At 74.0% G+C, this 15,731-nt stretch carries 16 protein-coding genes and 1 pseudogene; 8 read left to right on the forward strand and 9 right to left on the reverse strand.

Features of this window, described 5'->3' with window-relative positions; translation table 11 throughout:
* Window positions 1-56: 56 nt before the first annotated feature.
* Window positions 57-770, forward strand: coding sequence for a thymidine kinase (locus ACQ452_RS14295; protein ID WP_433393903.1), 714 nt, complete (start codon window positions 57-59; stop codon window positions 768-770).
* 3 nt (window positions 771-773) lie between these two features.
* Here ACQ452_RS14295 and ACQ452_RS14300 read toward each other — a convergent pair whose 3' ends face one another.
* Genes ACQ452_RS14300 through ACQ452_RS14310 form a run of 3 tightly spaced genes read right to left on the reverse strand, consistent with a single transcriptional unit; the run spans window position 774 to window position 2,893 of the window.
* Window positions 774-1,232: an Rv0361 family membrane protein gene (locus ACQ452_RS14300; protein ID WP_433393905.1), complete on the reverse strand. Its 459-nt coding sequence runs from the start codon at window positions 1,230-1,232 to the stop codon at window positions 774-776.
* A gap of 60 nt (window positions 1,233-1,292) precedes the next feature.
* Entirely contained in the window at window positions 1,293-1,940 is a 648-nt protein-coding gene (locus ACQ452_RS14305) for a response regulator (protein WP_433393906.1), read from the reverse strand.
* A complete protein-coding gene (locus ACQ452_RS14310; RefSeq protein WP_433393908.1) occupies window positions 1,937-2,893 on the reverse strand; it encodes a HAMP domain-containing sensor histidine kinase in 957 nt (318 codons plus the stop codon). The genes ACQ452_RS14305 and ACQ452_RS14310 overlap by 4 nt, the downstream gene beginning before the upstream one ends.
* 291 nt (window positions 2,894-3,184) lie before the next feature.
* Between ACQ452_RS14310 and ACQ452_RS14315 the strand changes: the two genes are divergently transcribed.
* Window positions 3,185-3,670: a cation:proton antiporter regulatory subunit gene (locus ACQ452_RS14315; RefSeq protein ID WP_433393910.1), complete on the forward strand. Its 486-nt coding sequence runs from the start codon at window positions 3,185-3,187 to the stop codon at window positions 3,668-3,670.
* 117 nt (window positions 3,671-3,787) lie between these two features.
* On the opposite strand, the gene ACQ452_RS14320 is transcribed toward ACQ452_RS14315, so the two are convergent.
* Window positions 3,788-4,786, reverse strand: coding sequence for a tyrosine-type recombinase/integrase (locus tag ACQ452_RS14320; protein WP_433384154.1), 999 nt, complete (start codon window positions 4,784-4,786; stop codon window positions 3,788-3,790).
* Window positions 4,787-4,948: 162 nt separating this feature from the next.
* On the opposite strand from ACQ452_RS14320, the gene ACQ452_RS14325 reads away from it, so the two are divergent.
* Entirely contained in the window at window positions 4,949-5,548 is a 600-nt protein-coding gene (locus ACQ452_RS14325) for a hypothetical protein (protein WP_433384157.1), read from the forward strand.
* 52 nt (window positions 5,549-5,600) lie between these two features.
* Window positions 5,601-5,969, forward strand: a pseudogene (locus ACQ452_RS14330) (transposase family protein); the annotation flags it as partial.
* 50 nt (window positions 5,970-6,019) lie between these two features.
* Here ACQ452_RS14330 and ACQ452_RS14335 read toward each other — a convergent pair.
* The 3 genes from ACQ452_RS14335 to ACQ452_RS14345 form a co-directional block, all read right to left on the reverse strand.
* Window positions 6,020-7,657 (reverse strand): ABC-F family ATP-binding cassette domain-containing protein, encoded by a 1,638-nt coding sequence (locus tag ACQ452_RS14335; RefSeq protein ID WP_433384160.1) that lies wholly within the window; start codon window positions 7,655-7,657, stop codon window positions 6,020-6,022.
* A gap of 291 nt (window positions 7,658-7,948) precedes the next feature.
* Window positions 7,949-8,581 carry a response regulator gene (locus ACQ452_RS14340; protein ID WP_433384163.1) on the reverse strand — a complete coding sequence of 211 codons (633 nt, stop codon included), beginning with the start codon at window positions 8,579-8,581 and terminating at the stop codon, window positions 7,949-7,951.
* Entirely contained in the window at window positions 8,578-9,783 is a 1,206-nt protein-coding gene (locus tag ACQ452_RS14345) for a sensor histidine kinase (protein ID WP_433384166.1), read from the reverse strand. Before ACQ452_RS14345 ends, ACQ452_RS14340 begins: the two co-directional genes overlap by 4 nt.
* A gap of 180 nt (window positions 9,784-9,963) precedes the next feature.
* On the opposite strand from ACQ452_RS14345, the gene ACQ452_RS14350 reads away from it, so the two are divergent.
* From ACQ452_RS14350 to ACQ452_RS14360, 3 genes are all read left to right on the forward strand, one after another.
* Window positions 9,964-11,034 carry an ABC transporter permease gene (locus tag ACQ452_RS14350; protein ID WP_433384169.1) on the forward strand — a complete coding sequence of 357 codons (1,071 nt, stop codon included), beginning with the start codon at window positions 9,964-9,966 and terminating at the stop codon, window positions 11,032-11,034.
* A complete protein-coding gene (locus ACQ452_RS14355) occupies window positions 11,031-11,711 on the forward strand; it encodes an ABC transporter ATP-binding protein (RefSeq protein WP_433384172.1) in 681 nt (226 codons plus the stop codon). The genes ACQ452_RS14350 and ACQ452_RS14355 overlap by 4 nt, the downstream gene beginning before the upstream one ends.
* 105 nt (window positions 11,712-11,816) lie before the next feature.
* A complete protein-coding gene (locus tag ACQ452_RS14360; RefSeq protein WP_433384175.1) occupies window positions 11,817-13,283 on the forward strand; it encodes a hypothetical protein in 1,467 nt (488 codons plus the stop codon).
* Between the two features lie 95 nt (window positions 13,284-13,378).
* Here ACQ452_RS14360 and ACQ452_RS14365 read toward each other — a convergent pair whose 3' ends face one another.
* On the reverse strand, window positions 13,379-13,804 hold the full coding sequence (locus tag ACQ452_RS14365; protein ID WP_433384178.1) for an Hsp20/alpha crystallin family protein: 426 nt from the start codon (window positions 13,802-13,804) through the stop codon (window positions 13,379-13,381).
* Window positions 13,805-13,900: 96 nt separating this feature from the next.
* Window positions 13,901-14,920: a GNAT family N-acetyltransferase gene (locus ACQ452_RS14370; protein WP_433384181.1), complete on the reverse strand. Its 1,020-nt coding sequence runs from the start codon at window positions 14,918-14,920 to the stop codon at window positions 13,901-13,903.
* A gap of 210 nt (window positions 14,921-15,130) precedes the next feature.
* Here ACQ452_RS14370 and ACQ452_RS14375 point away from each other — a divergent pair, with 210 nt between their 5' ends.
* Window positions 15,131-15,715: a hypothetical protein gene (locus ACQ452_RS14375; RefSeq protein ID WP_433384184.1), complete on the forward strand. Its 585-nt coding sequence runs from the start codon at window positions 15,131-15,133 to the stop codon at window positions 15,713-15,715.
* The last annotated feature ends 16 nt before the right edge of the window (window positions 15,716-15,731 follow it).

Here is a 15,731-nt window from a genome sequence, read left to right on the forward strand (position 1 = left end):
CGCAACCGTCCGCGCCGCCGGAATCAGGCGGCGTCGATCGGCTAGGCTGCCCGACCGTGACCGACCACGCCGCCGCCCCGACCTGCCTGGCGCGTCCCCCGTGGGGCCCCGACGACTCCCCCGCCGGGTGCGCCGCGGCGCGCGGCGCGCACGGGCGCCCGCTGCACGCCGCGGCGTTGAAGTTCTTCTGGGGGCCGATGGACTGCGGCAAGTCGACCATGGCGTTGCAGATGAACCACAACCACTCCCGGCAGGGCCGCCGTGGCCTGGTCACCACCCGCATCGACCGCTCGCTCGGCCCGCAGGTCACCACCCGCATCGGCCTGGCCCACGAGGCCATCGAGGTCACCGACGAGCTGGACCTGGTCGCCCTCGTCCGCGACACCTGGGCCGAGGGCGTCCGGGTGGACTACCTCATCTGCGACGAGGCGTCGTTCTACGACCTGGCACACATCGAGCAGATGGCCGAACTCGTCGACAGCTACGACGTCGACGTGTACGCGTTCGGGCTGGCCACCGACTTCCGCTCCCAGCTGTTCCCGGCGGCGCGGCGGCTGTTCGAACTGGCCGACGAGGTGGCCCGCATCCAGGTCGAGGTGCTCTGCTGGTGTGGCCGGGAGGGCCTGCTCAACGCCCGGGTCGTCGGCGGCCGGGTGGCCCGCGAGGGCCAACAGGTCGTCATCGGCGACACCACGGACAGCACCGACGTGCGCTACCAGGTGCTCTGCCGCCGGCACCACCGCGCGGGCGAACTCGGCCCCGAGAGCTGACGGTCAGTACGGGTCGCCGCACACCCGCCAGTGCCCGTCCTCGCGTACCACCGACAGGTCCCGCTGCTCGGTGAGGCCGCTGTCGCGGGTCAGCCGCACCGTCACCGTGCCGCGCGGGCGCCCGCTCCGCGTCGCCACCGACACGTCGACGATCTCGTAACCGTTGACCACCGGCGGGGTACGCAGCCAACTGGTGAACCCGATCGGGCTCCACCGGCTGCGCGCGTCGGCACAGAGCCGGTCGTACGCGCCGTCGGTGTCGCCCGCCGCGACCGACCGCAGGAACCCGTCGGCGCTCTCCCGTACCGGGCCGCTGGCCTGCGTGACCACCTGCACGTTCCAGGCGCCCAGCCCCGCCACGCCCGTGCAGCACAGCAGCACGGTCACGCCCGTGAACACCAGCCCGGTGCGCGCCGGGCGGCGCCGCCGGGCCGGCCGGCTCCACGGCTGCTCAGCGCCCACCCGTCGACCGTAGAGAACCGGCGGGCCCGCCCGCAGGAAAGTCGCCCCCGCCGACCCCGGTCACGGCTCGATCAGGCCGGCCCGGATGGCGTATCGGGTCAACTCGAGCCGGTCCCGCAGGCCCAGCTTCTGCAACAGGTTGGCCCGGTGCCGCTCGACGGTCTTGACGCTGATGAACAGCAGGCGGGCGATCTCCTTGGACGAGTGGCCCTCGGCGACGAGCTTGAGGATCTCCTCCTCGCGTTCGGTGATGGCCCGGGCCGGCAGGCTCTCGCCCCGCGCCGTGCGTTCCAGGTAGGTACGCACCAGGGCGCTGATCGCCCCGGGGTAGAGGAACGGCTCGTCGCGCATGGCCGCGCGGCAGGCCTCCACCAGGTCGCGGTCCGCGACGGACTTGAGCACGTAGCCGTTGGCGCCGACCTTCAGGGCTTCGAAGAAGTACTGCTCGTTGTCGTACATCGTCAGCATCAGGATGCGCAGGCCCGGCTGTTGCCGCGACAGCTCCCGGGCGGCCTGCAGGCCGGTCATCCGTGGCATCGCGATGTCGAGGATGGCCAGGTCGGGGCGCTCGGTCCGGGCCAGGTCGATGGCCTGCGCGCCGTCGCCGGCCTCGGCCACGACCGTCAGGTCCGGTTCGCTGTCGAGGATGAGCCGCACGCCCCGGCGCACCAGCGCGTGGTCGTCGGCGAGCAGGATACGGGTGGTCACGGTCGTTGCTTCCCGTTGCCGACCGGCACCCGCAGCCGGACCTGCGTGCCGCCGCCGGGGGCGGGCGCCACGGCGAGCTGGGCGCCGACGAGCAGGGCCCGTTCGCGCATGCCGCGTACGCCGGCGCCCTCGGCGGCATCGCCGACGCCCCGGCCGTCGTCACGGATCAGCAACTGCACGTGCCCCGGCTGACGGACCAGGGACAACTCGACGCCGCTCGCCCGGGCGTGGCGCACGGTGTTGGTGAGAGCCTCCTGCGCCACCCGGTAGAGCACCAGTTCGGCGTCGCCGTCGAGGGCGGGCAGGTCCGCGTCGAGGTGCAGGCGCACGGACAGGTCGGTGTGCCCGGTGACCTCCGCGACGAGCGCCTTGAGGGCGCTGGTCAGGCCCAGTTCCTCCAGTACGCCGGGGCGCAGCCGGCGGGCGATGCGGCGGATCTCGTCGAGGCTGTCGCGGGTGGTCTCCTGCACCTGCGCCAGTTGGGCGCGCACCGGTTCGGGAGCGTGCCGGGCGACCTGCTTGAGTTCCAGCAGGACCGCGGTCAGTGTCTGGCCGACCTCGTCGTGCAGCTCCCGGGCGACGCGGCGGCGCTCGGCCTCCTGGGCGGACAGGGCGCTGGCGGCGCTCGCGGCCCGCTCCGCCTCCAACCGGTCGATCATGGCGTTGAAGGCGCGGATCAGGTCCGCGATGCCGGCCTGCCCGGCGGGGACCGGGCGGGGCTCGGGCTGGAGCAGGTCGATGGTGGTCATGGCCCGGGTCAACCGGTGCAGCGGCGCCAGACCCACCCGCAACAGCGCGGCGTTGGCGACCAGCATCGCGGCGAGGCCCACGGTCAGCACGACGGCCTCGGCGAGCAGCACCGGGGTGGACACCGTGACCGGGCCGAGCAGCAGCAACGTGGCGCCGACGAGCACGGCGGCGTTGAGCAGGAAGATCCGCCAGAACAGCGACACGACGACACCTCCCGTTCCCGGCCCGGCGCCGACGCCGACCCGGCGCGCACCCTCATCATGATCAGCCTGCCGGCCGGGGCGCGTCCTGTAAATGCGTGTCCGCACCCATTTCCGCCGAGCTGCGCCGCAGGGCCGACGCGCACCGCCGGCAAATTGGGTGTCAGCCCCGATGTCGACGCCCGACACACGGATGACCATGAGGATGAGCCCGGCGCCGCGGCCGGTGCGGCTGGTCACCTGGTCCGACGCGGCCGGGCGCACGTCCGCCCCGCAACACGACAGGAGGCACTGATGCAGATAGAACGCGTGCCGCTGCCCGGCATCGGCGTCGGTTTCACCCTGCACACCGCCGGTGGGCAGGCGGTCGGGGTCGTCTGCCACCGCAGCGGACGCCGCGACGTCGTGGTCTACGCCCCCGGCGACCCGGACACCGTCGAACGGTCCGTGACCCTGAGCCCGACGGAGGCGCAGGAGATGGCAGAACTGCTGCACCCCGTCGCCACCGTCGACCACCTCACCCCGCCGAGGGGGCACCGGGAGACGATCAGCGTCGCCGAGCTGCCGGTCACGGCCGCGTCGCCCTACGACGGGCGGAGCCTGGCCGAGGCCGTGGCGCAAACCCAGGGGGTGAGCGTCATCGCCGTCGTCCGCGACGGGCACACGATCACCGCGCCGGGGCTCGGGCAGCGGCTCGCCCACGGCGACGTCCTGGTCGTCGCCGGGGGGCAGCAAAGCATCGGTGCGCTGAGCCGCGCGCTCGTGCACGCCGAACCGTAGACCGCTGATGAACGCGGCGGGCCCAGCCGGCCCGCCCGGCGGGCGGGGACGCCGCGGGCAGCACGCCGACCCTTGCCGCGTCCCTCGGCCGGGCCACGCGGATGTGCCGCGCCTGGATCAGCCGCGGCGGCGGGCGCGGGCCGCCCAGATGGCGTACGCGGGATCGCGGTCGAGGTTGTGCCGGTCCCGGTCGTATCGGCGGGTGGTGCGCGGATCGGCGTGGCCCATGGCGTCCTGCACGTCCTCCAGGGGCACGCCCTCGGCGCGGGCGGTGGTGGCGAACGCGTGCCGCAGCGAGTGCGGCGACAGCCTCGCCCAGGCGGGGATGCCGGCCGTGCGGGCCAGCCGGCGCACCAGCCGGAACATCGCGTGCCGGTCCAGCCGGGCCCCACTGGCGGTGACCAGCAGCGCACCGGTCAGCTCGGGCACCGTGACGCCCTGCGCGGCGGCCCGCTGCGCCAGGTACGCGTCGACGGCGTACGCGGTGCCGGGGGTCAGGGCGCGGCGGCGGGACCGGCCGCCCTTGCCGACGAACCGGACGCTGCGGTGGCCCCGCTCGGCCCCCAGGTCGCTCAGGTCCAGCGAGACCAGCTCACCCACGCGCAGCCCGAGGTCGGCCAGCAGCGCGATCGCGGCCAGGTTGCGGGCGGCGGTCGGCCCGGTGTCGGCCTCGGCGGCGGCGAGCAGCCCGTCGACCTCCTGCGGGGTCAGCCCGACCGTCTCGGAGTGGTCCCGGTCGATGCGGGGGCGGTCGGCGCCGGAGACCGGGTTGGCCTCGACGGCACGCAGCTTGACGAGGAAGTCGTACCAGCTGGACAGGGCCGAGAGCCGGCGGGCGACGGTGGCGGGGGTCAACGGCTTGCCGGTGCGCGCGCCGAGCGTGGCCTCCATCGCCCGGGCGTACTCGTTGACGTGCAGGAAGTTCGCCCGCAACGGGTCCAGCTCCCGCGCCGCGCACCAGGCCAGCCACCCGGCGACATCGCGCCGGTACGCGTCGCGGGTGTGCGCGGACAGCCGCCGGTTGCGCAGCCACGCCTCGGTGAAGTCGACCGGACCCCCCGGCAGGGCCAGCGGGGTGGGCCGGGCCGGCCGCGCCGGAACGTTCGGGGAAAGCATGTGAAAAATGCTCTCAGGCCCGGGTGGGCAACGGCAGGAGGCGCGCCCTAAGGGACGTCTCGTAACTCGGGTGCCGACGGGTCCATGGGCGAGCACTGAGTAGCCTCGTTCAGGCGCCTTCGCGCCACGCCTTGACCCAGGTGGTCCCAGTACTCTGAGTCGATGGTTGCTTCGCCGCCTGGCTCCCGTCCCGAACCCTTTGCGGGGCTGGAGTTGGTCGACTGGGCGGGGTTCCGACCGCGCAATCCCAGAGACGCCGAACGCGACGCGTGTGAGATCCCAGACCTGATCCGCGGCTTGGCAACGGCGGAAGGCCAGGCGGCACGCGAGTGGGGCGAGGCGCTGAGGGGCGCCCTGATCCACGGCCATTCCGGCCTTTACTTCCGCACCGCCGAACCGACCGCCCCGTTCCTGATCGAACTATGCCGCGGTGAACGGCCCGAGGTGGCCGCCGAGGCGCTCAGCCTCCTGCTGAGCTGTGTCGGCGACGACGGCCCATTCCACCCGGCGCCCCTGCGCCCTGATGACACGCACCTGTCCGAGTTCGTCACCCGGACCCGGGAAATCATCCACAGCGGTCGGGCGGCCTACTACCCCTGGCTGTGTTCGTCACATGTCGGAGCCAGGATCGGTGCGTTGGAACTCCTGAGCGTCCTCGAGCCCAGGGCACCAGAGTTCCAGCGAGAGCTCGCGCGGTTGGAGGCATCCGACGGAAACCACTGGGTTCAGCAGGAGATCCGGGAGATCCGGCTCGACCTCTAGCGGCGCCGCCATGGGAGGTCCCGCACCCCGTGCCTGGTCTGATAGGACGATCATCGACGCCCACACCCGCCTTGTCGTCGCCCTCGGCGATCCGCAACCCGGCAACCGCAACGACACCATCGTCTACCGCGCCTCCGGCATCGACCAGAAGCTGGCCGGACGGCCGGTCATGGCCGACGGCGCCTACCGCGGCGACCCCGAGGTGATCATCCCGTACCGCAAGCCCACCGACGGCGGCGAGCTACCCGCCTGGAAGGCCGACCTGAACAAGCAACACCGCACCGTCCGAGCGCAGGTCGAACACGCACTGGCCCGCATGAAGTGCTTCAAGATCCTGCGCGGCTACCGCCGCGCCGCCCACACATTGGCCGACACCGCGTCCGGCATCGCCCACCTCCACAACATCATCCTCATGGGGTGACACCAGAACCGTTGCCGGACAACGGCCTTCGCCGAGTTACGAGACATCCTTTAGGCGATCGCGGCCACCACCGGCTCCTCGACGACGCGCCCCCCGAGCAGCCGCCAGCGCCGGTGCACACCGACCGCCTCGGCGAACCAGGTGTCGTGGCTGACCATGACCAGGGTGCCCCGGAACTGCCGCAACGCCTCCTCCACCACGTCGAGGGCGTCGAAGTCGAGATAGTTCGTCGGCTCGTCGAGCAGCAGCACCCGCGCCGGAGTGTTCACCAGCACCGCCAGCAGCAACCGCCGCAACTCCCCGGCGGAGAGCAGCCGCAGCGGCGCGTCCCACCGCTCCGGGCCGAACAGGTGGGCGTCGAGCAGCCGCTCGGCGTCGTCGGCGTACACCGGCACCCGGGAGCGGAAGAAGTCCCGCACGGTCACGTGGGTGCGCAGCGCGTCATGGGTCTGCGGCAGCACGGCGACCCGTTCGGCGGCGACGACCTCACCCCCGGCGGGGGCGTGCTCGGCGGCGAGCGCCCGTAGCAGGGTCGTCTTGCCGGTGCCGTTCGCGCCGGTCAGCAGGATCCGGTCGCCGGCGTGGACGGTCACGTCGACGCGGTCGAGCAGCGTACGGCCGCCGGCGCGCAGCGTCAGGCCCCGCGTGCGCAGCACCTCCCGCTCGCCGGTGGCCTCCTGCGGGAACGCCAGCGTCAGCGGCGGCCGGGTACGGGGCTCGGCCAACCACCGGATCGAGTCCATCTGCCGGCGCAGCCGCCGTTCGCGGGCCTTCGCCTTCTTCGCCACCTTCTTGGCGTAGCGGCGCTGCTGGTCGGCGCCGAGGCCGCTACGTACCGTCTCCTCGACCCCGCGGGCCTGCTGTCTGGTGCGGTCGATGTCGGCCAGCCACCGGCGGTGGTCCTTCTGCTGGGCCTCGTAGTCGCGCAGCAGCCGCTGCCAGCGGCGGGTCTTCTCCGCCCGGTAGTCGGTGTAGCCGCCGGGGTAGGTCTGTGGCGCCTCGTGGATGCCGTCCAGCTCGACGATCCGGGTGACCGTGCGGTCCAGGAACGCCCGGTCGTGGCTGACCACCAGCACCGCGCCGGGGAAAGCCGCCAGCCAGTCGCCGAGCCAGGCGGCGCCGTCGGCGTCGAGATGGTTGGTCGGCTCGTCCAACACCAGCAGGTCGGGGGCGTGCAGCAGCACCCGGGCGAGGGTGAGCCGGGCCTGTTCGCCGCCGCTGACGCGGTGCAGCGGGGCGTCGTCGGGCAGGTGGTCGACGTCGAGGCGCTGGCGGACCTCCGTGAGCCGGGCCTGCGCCCGCCAGCCGTCCAGGGCCGCCCACCGCTCCTGCGCGTCGCCGTACTCGGCGAGCACCCGGCTGTCGCCGTCGGCCATCCGTCGCTCGAGCTCGTGCAGCCGCGCGGCCAGGGGGTGCAGCTCGCCGAGCCCGGCGGCGAGGAACTGCCCGACGGTGGCCTCCGGGTCCGGCACCTGCTGGGCGAAGTAGCCGACCCGGGTGCCGGGGGCCAGCGCGACATGCCCGCCCGAGGGCGGTTCCTCGCCGGTGAGCACCCGCAGCAGGGTGGACTTGCCCACCCCGTTGGGGCCGACGAGGCCGACGCGGTCGCCGGCGTTCAGGACGAGCTCGACGTCGGTGAACAGCGGCTCGGCGTCGTAGTGCTTGCTAACCGAAACGACCTTCAACACGGGTGATCCTCCGCGGGACGACAGGCGGGGCCGTCGACGCCCGCACGGGCGCACGGCCGGAACCGGCGGCGGCGGGCACCGCCCTGCCGCGTCCTGCGAATCACATCGTCCGGTGGGCTCCTGACGCCTCGGCTACGGATCCCGTCGAGTCTGACACGCCCCGGAATCCCGCGCGACCGCTTTAGCCGCGCGCCGGAGAGCGGCTGCGAACCCGCCCTGCCCCGCCACCGCGCCCCGGCCAGCCAGAACGACGGCAGCGGGCCGACGCGCCGACCGGCTCCACCGCGCTCGTCAGCGGCGGATCAGGCCACGGGTCCTGGCGGCGGCGACGGCGGCCGTGCGGGAGTCGACGCCGAGCTTGCCGTAGACGTGCACCAGGTGCGTCTTGACGGTGGCGTGACTGAGGTGCAGCCGCTGGCCGATCTGCTGGTTGGACAGCCCGTCCGCGACGAGTTGGAGCACCTCGGTCTCGCGGCGGCTCAGGGCGGTGCCCGGGGTACGCACCCGGTCGATCAGCCGGTGCGCGACGGCAGAGGCGAGCGCGGACCGGCCGGCGGCGGCGGCACGCACGGCCGCGGCCAACTCCTCGGGCGGGGCGTCCTTGAGCAGGTATCCGGTCGCCCCGGCCTCGACGGCGGCGAGGATGTCGGCGTCGGTGTCGTAGGTGGTCAACACCAACACGACGGGCCCGTCGGGACGGGCGGTGATCGCGGCGGTGGCGGCGGCACCGTGCATGCCCCGGCCGAACTGGAGGTCCATCAGCACCACGTCGATGCGTTCCCGTTCGGCGAGCGCCACGGCCCGCTCGGCGGTGTCGGCCTCGGCGACCACCTCGAGGTCGGCCTCGGTGGCGAGGACGGCGCGCAGCCCGGCGCGTACGACCGGGTGGTCGTCGGCGAGCAGCAGCCGGATCGGAGCGCTCACGTGCCCACCGCCGACCCGCCGGCGCCCGGGGAGGCGAAGCTGACCACCAGTTCCGTGCCCTGCCCGGGCACCGAGCCCACGGCCAGGGTGCCGCCGAGTTCCTCGGCCCGCGCCCGCATCGCGGCCAGCCCGAACCCGGCCTCGCCCCCCGGGCCGCCGGTGTTCTCGACGTCGAAGCCCGTGCCGTCGTCCACGACGTCGAGGACGACGCCGAAGTCCCCGTACCGCAGGGTCACGTCGGCGCGGCTCGCCCCGGCGTGGCGGACGGTGTTGGCCAACGCGGACTGCGCGATCCGCAGCAGGGCCACCTCGTGACCGGTCGGCAGCGGCACCGCCGTCCCATCGAGATGCAGGCGTACGGCCAGCCCGGAGCGGTCCGCCGTCACGGCGCACAGCCGCCGCAGCGCCGCCGGCAGCGAGCCGCCGTCGAGGCCGGGCGGGGTCAGTGCGCGGACGAACCGGCGCGCCTCGACGAGGTTCTCCTGCGCCGTGCGGCGGGCCTGCTCGACGTGGCCGGCCGCCACCTCCTGCCGCTCGGGAAGGGCACGCTGGGCGGCCCGCAGCAACAGCTGGATGCTCGACAGCCCCTGGGCGAGGGTGTCGTGGATCTCGCGGGCCAGGCGTTCGCGTTCGGCGAGGACACCGGCGGCGTGCTCGGCGGCGGCCAGTTCGGCGCGGGTGGCGGTCAGTTGCTCGATCAACCGCTGCCGGCGCTCGCTCTCCCGGTACAACGCCTGATAGCCGAGCACGGTGCCGACCGAGACCGCGGCACCGAGGCCCGGGCCGATCACCGCGCCCGCCGTGAGCGTCCCGTGATGGCCGGCGACACCGATGATCGCCGCGACGGTCGTCGCCGCCACCGCGATGGTCCCCACGCGGGCGGGCAGCAGGAACAGCTCGATCAGGAACAGCGGGAACGCGAACCACACCCCGTCCGGGGTCAGGACCAGCAGCACCAGCCACCCGATCGTCAGCGCCGCCAGCCATGCCGCCGCGGCGCGCCGGGACCGGCGGACCAGCGGCAGCGCCGCCCCGGCTGCGTAGGCGACGGCCAGCGTCACCGCCGCGGCGAGCACGGCGACACGTGGCGGCCCCTGACCGGTGAGGGCACGCCCGGCGGCGACCGCCAGCAGCACCGTCACCAGCAGGTGCAGGCAGACGTGCAGCAGCCGCAGCGGCCGAGCGAGCGATTCCGGGTTCACGATGTCTCCAGGCTAGGACGCCGACGGCCGCCGCCATCAACCAAAGGGTTGATCCTGGCGTACGCAGTTCGACGTCCCGAACCCGATCGGCGGCGCGATGGCGACGGCCGCGATCCGGACGACCGTTGGTGCCGGGGCCGTCGCCGCGACCCTCCCCGCTACTGGAAGGTTGATGCGACCGTGTTCGTCGCGTGCAGAGATCTGCGGTTCGCCAAGGGCCGCTTCGCCCTGATGGCAACTGTCGTCACGCTCATGACGCTGCTGGTGGTCCTGCTGTCCGGCCTGACCGCGGGCCTGGGCCGGGGCAGCACCTCGGCCATCGCCGACCTGCCCGCCGACCACCTGGTGTTCTCCGCCCCGGCCGACGGTCAGAAACTCTCGTTCGCCGAGTCGACCGTCAGCCGGGAGCAGTGGGCCGGCTGGCGGAGCGTGCCGGGGGTGACCGGCGCCACGCCGCTGGGCATCGCCACCACCAGGGTCAGCGCCGGCGACCGCAGCACCACGCTGTCCGTGTTCGGTGTCCCACCCGAGTCGGGCCTGGCGCCCGGCGCCCTCGCCGCCGGGCAGGCCGTGCTGTCCCGGGCGGCGGCCGACGCACTGGATGCCCGGCCGGGTCAGAGCGTGTCCGTCGGCGAACGCCGGCTGACCGTGGCCGCGGTGGCCGGCGACGCCTCGCACAGCCATACCCCGGTGATCTGGACCGACCTGCGTGACTGGCAGGACCTGACCCCCGGCCCGGGCGGACAGACCGCGACCGTCGTCGCGCTGACAACCACCCGCGACGCCGACCTGAGCACCGCCGACCGGCAACTTCGCACCCGTACGGTCACCCGCGCCGCATCGCTGCCGGCCATCGGTTCGTACAGCGCCGAGAACGGGTCGCTGCAACTCATGCGCGGCATGCTGTTCGCGATCTCCGCGCTGGTCGTCGGCGCGTTCTTCACCGTGTGGACCATCCAGCGGGCGGCGGACATCGCGGTGCTCAAGGCCCTCGGCGCCACCACCGGGCACCTGCTGCGCGACGCACTCGGGCAGGCCCTGGTGCTGCTGCTCGCCGGCACGGCCGCCGGCACCGCGCTCGCGGTCGCCGTCGGTACGGCGGCGGCCGGCGTGGTGCCGTTCACGCTCACCGCCGGATCCATCCTGTTGCCGGCCGCCGTGATGATCGCGCTCGGCGCGACCGGCGCCGCCCTGTCCGTCCGACGGATCACCTCCGTCGACCCGCTGATCGCCCTGGGGAGCGCCCGATGAGCCTCGACCTCGCCGACGTCACACTGACCTACCCTGACGGCGACGCCCGACTGACCGCGCTCGACCGGGTCTGCCTGCGCGTGCCGGCGGGCACCACCACCGCCGTCCTCGGCCCCTCCGGTTCCGGCAAGTCGAGCCTGCTGGCGGTCGCCGCCACCCTGATCACCCCCGACTCGGGCACGGTGGTCGTCGCCGGCACCGACGCCACGGGGCTGGGTCGTCGGGAGACGGCCGCGCTGCGCCGCGAGAAGATCGGAGTCGTCTTCCAGCAACCCAACCTGATCGCCTCGTTGACCGCCGCCGAACAGTTGCAGGTGATCGCCCACCTGGCCGGCGGTCCCCGCCGCGCCGGGCGCGAGCGCGCCGCCGGGTTGCTGGCCGCGGTGGGGCTGACCGGGCAGGCGGAGCGCCGCCCCCACCAGCTCTCCGGCGGCCAACGCCAGCGGGTCAACATCGCCCGCGCCCTGATGAACGATCCGGCGGTGCTGCTGGTCGACGAGCCCACCAGCGCACTGGACCACGACCGCGGCGCGGCGATCATCGAACTGCTCACCGACCTCACCCGGCAGCGCGACACGGCCACCGTCCTGGTCACCCACGACCGGGGGCACCTGCACCGCGTCGACGCGGTCGCCGAAATGGCCGACGGCCGGCTGCGCCTGCCGACCCCGGCCTGAACACGCGCCTCGGCGAAGCGGCCCGTGGCACGCAGGTCCGGCTCTGCGCGCCACCGCCCGGTACGGCAGAGTGACACCGTTGGTTCAGGGCGAGGGAGGCTGTTCGTGGCGGGTCCGACCGGGGTCGTGTTTCCGAAGACCGACGCGGGACGCAGCACGTCCGCGCTCGGGCGGGCGGTCGTCGCCGACGCGCTGCGCGCCGTCGACCCGGTCGGCGCGCGTTCGGTGCAACACGAGACGGACTGGCGACACGGCTACCTCGGGCACTTCCGGCGGCTGGTCGAGGCCGGGTTGCTCTCCCGCGACGCCGCGGTGACGATCGCCCGCGACGGGCTCGCGTCGCTGCACGGCCGCATGCGCGTGCTCCGCGCCGACGGCACCGAGGTCGGCCTCGGCGACGTGTTCGACACGCCCACCGGGGCGCAGCCGCTGCGGTCGGCCACGGTCGCCGGCACCGCCGAGGCCGAACGCGAGCTGTCCCTGCCGTACCGGGGTCAGCGGCTGCGCGGCGACGACCTGCGCCGCCGCCTCGACGAGTGGGTCAGCGCCGGCGTCGTCGAACCGTCCTGCGCCGAGGCGGTACGGACCGTCATGGCCAACCCGGACTGGCTCGACCTGCGCGACCAGCGCGTCGTGGTGCTCGGCGCGGGTGCGGAGATGGGCCCGCTGCCGTCCGTGCTGCGCTGGGGCGGCGACGTCGTCGCGGTCGACCTGCCACGTCCGGAGATCTGGCGGCGGCTGCTGGACACGACGCGGCGCTCCGCCGGCCGGCTCCACCTGCCCGTCCCGGCCGACACCGACACCACCGACGACGACGCGTTGGCCGCCCGCGCCGGCGCCGACCTGCTGCACCACCTACCGCAGGTGGCGGACTGGCTGCTGGGCGTCGACGGCCGGCTCGTGCTGGGCAACTACGTCTACGCCGACGGCGCGACCAACGTCCGCCTCGCCACCGCCGTCGACGCGCTCACCCTCCGGGTGCGACAGCGCCGCGACGACGTGGCGCTCGCGTTCCTGGCGACCCCCACGGACGTCTTCGCCGTTCCCGGTGACGCGGTGCGGCACGCCGAGCGGGGCTACGCGCAGCGCGGCATCGTCCGCCGGTCGCTGCGAATGGCCTCCGGCGGCAGGCTCCTGCACCGCAACTACCCGCCCGGCGTCGACCCGGGCGTCAACGACAGCCTCGTGCCCCAGCAGGGTCCCAACTACGCGCTGGCCAAACGCCTGCAGCGGTGGCGGGCGACGGTCGACCGGGACGCGGGAGCGACGGTGTCGTTCACGGTCGCCCCGCCCACCCGGACCCGCTCGGTGCTGCGCAACCGGGCGCTGGCCGCCGCGTACGCCGGCGCGCACCGCTTCGGCATCGAGGTGTTCGACCCGGCGACCAGCAACACGCTGATGGCCGCGCTTTTGGTGCACGACCTGCGTACCGGCGGTGGTCCGGCGCTGCCGCACCCGTGGCAGGACGAGGCGTACGGCGCGGCACACGGCGGGCTGTGGCGGGTGCCGTACACCCCGCGCAGCGCCCTGGGCCTCGCGGTGCTGCTCGGCCTCGGCGGTGCGCGGACCTGAGCATCCCGGCGGCGTGAGACCCCATGGTGAGCGGCCCGGACACGACCGGGGGCGCCGACGGCCACAACGGCCGTCGGCGCCCCCGCCGTCCGGGATCAGGCGTTGATCTCCTTGCGACCGTTGCCGGTGGCCGTGACGGTGACCCGGCGCGGCTTGGCGCGCTCCGCCACAGGGATCCGCAGGGTCAGCACGCCGTTCTCGTAGCCGGCCTCGAGCCGGTCGGTGTCGAGGGTGTCGCCGAGGAAGAGCCGACGGGTGAAGGTGCCCATCGGGCGTTCGGCGGAGACCAGCTCGACGTTGTCGCCGGCGGGCCGGCGCCGCTCGGCGCGTACGGTCAGCACGTTGCGCTCGACGGTGCAGTCGATGCTGTCCGGGTCGACGCCGGGCAGATCGAACGCCGCGTAGAACCAGTCGCCGTCTCGGTAGGCGTCCAACGGCATGACCGCGGGACGCGCGGTGGTGCCGAAGAACTGCTCGGTGATCCGGTCGATCTCACGGAACGGGTCGGTACGCATCAGCATGGCCGTGCCTCCTCGGTTCTCCTGGCCGAAGGTCCTCTAGTTGAGCCGGACCGACTCAACTCTCACTTCTTTATTTAGCGCAGTTCGCCCGCGTCGTCAACTCAGGATCTTCTCGAACCAGTGCTCGGCGTAGACGCCGTCGTTGAACGCCGGGATCTCCCGGTAGCCGTGCCGGGCGTACAGGGCACGGGCCTCGACCAGGTCACTGCGGGTGTCCAACCGGATCCGGTTGATGCCAAAGGAGCGGGCCCGTTCCTCCACGGCCGCGAGCAGCGCCGCTCCGCCACCGTGGCCGCGGTGCTCGGGGCGCACATACACCCGGGTCAGCTCCGCCCAGCCCGGCCGGTAGCGCAGCCCCGCGCAGGCGGCCGGATCGCCGTCGCGATAGGCGACCAGCAGGACCCCGGTGGGCGCGACCAGGTCGTCGCTCGGGTCGTCGGCCATCGCCGCCGCGACCTCTTCCGGGCGTGCCGGGCGGCCGTGGTAGCGGCGGACCATCTCCTCGTAGTACGCCTCCAGCAGGGCCGCCACCTCGGGCCGGTCGGGATGGGTCGCGGTCATCGTCCAGCCTGTCGTGTCCACCCGTCGATCTTCGCCGTGGGGTCGAGGCACCCAGTAGACGCCCTGCTCCCGGGTCAGCAACTGCTCGTCGACCAGGTACCGGCGCAGCGACACGTGATCACAGCCGCCCCGCTCGCACCAGCGCCGCAGGACCTCGTCGACCGCCCGCTCGGGATAGCGCTCCCCCGGCTCGAAGGACTCCGCCACGTGCGCCAGCACCACCCGCCGCCGGCCACGCTGCGCCGGCAGCCCGGTCAGCCTGCCGTCGCGCACGAACGTGCGCAGCACCCGGTCGACGGGATCCTCGGCCGGGCCGGGCACCGCCGGCGTACGGGCCGCCCTCCGCACCCGGTCTGCGTCCACCCGCAGGTCACCGTCGCCGCCGGTGACCAGCCCCGTGTCGACGAGCCGCCGGATCGCGGTGAGCACCTGCCGCGCCGACAGCCCCGTCCGGTCGGCCACCGCCGTGGCGTCGGCACCGCCCAGCACGATCGCCGCGAAGACCCGCCGGCGTACGTCGTCGGCGAGCGCACCCGCCAGAACCTGCGCCGTCATACCGGCCACCCTGCCAGCCGGCGTACGCGGACCGCACGTCATTTCCGCCGGACCGGTCAGTCGTCCCGCTGCTCGGCGCGCCGACCCTGATCTGGCAGGCGGCGCACGGCTTCCCGCAACTGTCGGTGGCCGCCGCGATCGCCGACGGCGACAGCTCCTACAGCGGCCGGCTCCGGCGGCAAGGGCTACTACGACGCCCCGCTGCTGCTGGTGCTCACCGCCGCCGGGGCGGTCGTCGCCGCAGGCTGGGCCAGCCGGGGCCGCCGCCTGCCCCGCCGGGCGCTGTTGGCGGCCGGCGCCGTGCTCACCGTCAGCAACGTGCTGATCCTGCTGGCCGTCCTGCCGGCCGACCGGCTACCCGGCTTCGTCGTGGCCGCCAACTACGACGCCGGCGAGACGATCGGCTGGCGCGGCTTCGCGGACTCGCTCGCCGCCGTGCACCGGGGCCTCCCCGTCGACCAGCGGCAACGGGCCGTCATCCTCACCGGCAACTACGGCGAGGCCGGTGCCGTCACACGCTACGGTCCGGCGCGGGGGCTGCCGCCGGTGTGCTCCGGGCACAACAGCATGGCCGCCTTCGGCCGCCCGCCGGAGCACGCGGACGTGGTGATCGCCGTCGGTATCGAGGAGCCAGAGCAGCTACGGAGCTGGTTCACCGAGGTCACCCTCGCCGGGCGGGTGGACCAGCGGGTCGCCGTCGACAACGACGAGAACGACGGCCCGATCTGGGTCTGCCGGGGCCTGCGGCGCCCATGGGCCGAGATCTGGGACACCGAGGTCCGCCACCGCGGCTGACCGGCCGCGTGGCGAC

This window comes from Micromonospora sp. KLBMP9576 (assembly GCF_050941805.1).
Lineage (GTDB): Bacteria > Actinomycetota > Actinomycetes > Mycobacteriales > Micromonosporaceae > Micromonospora.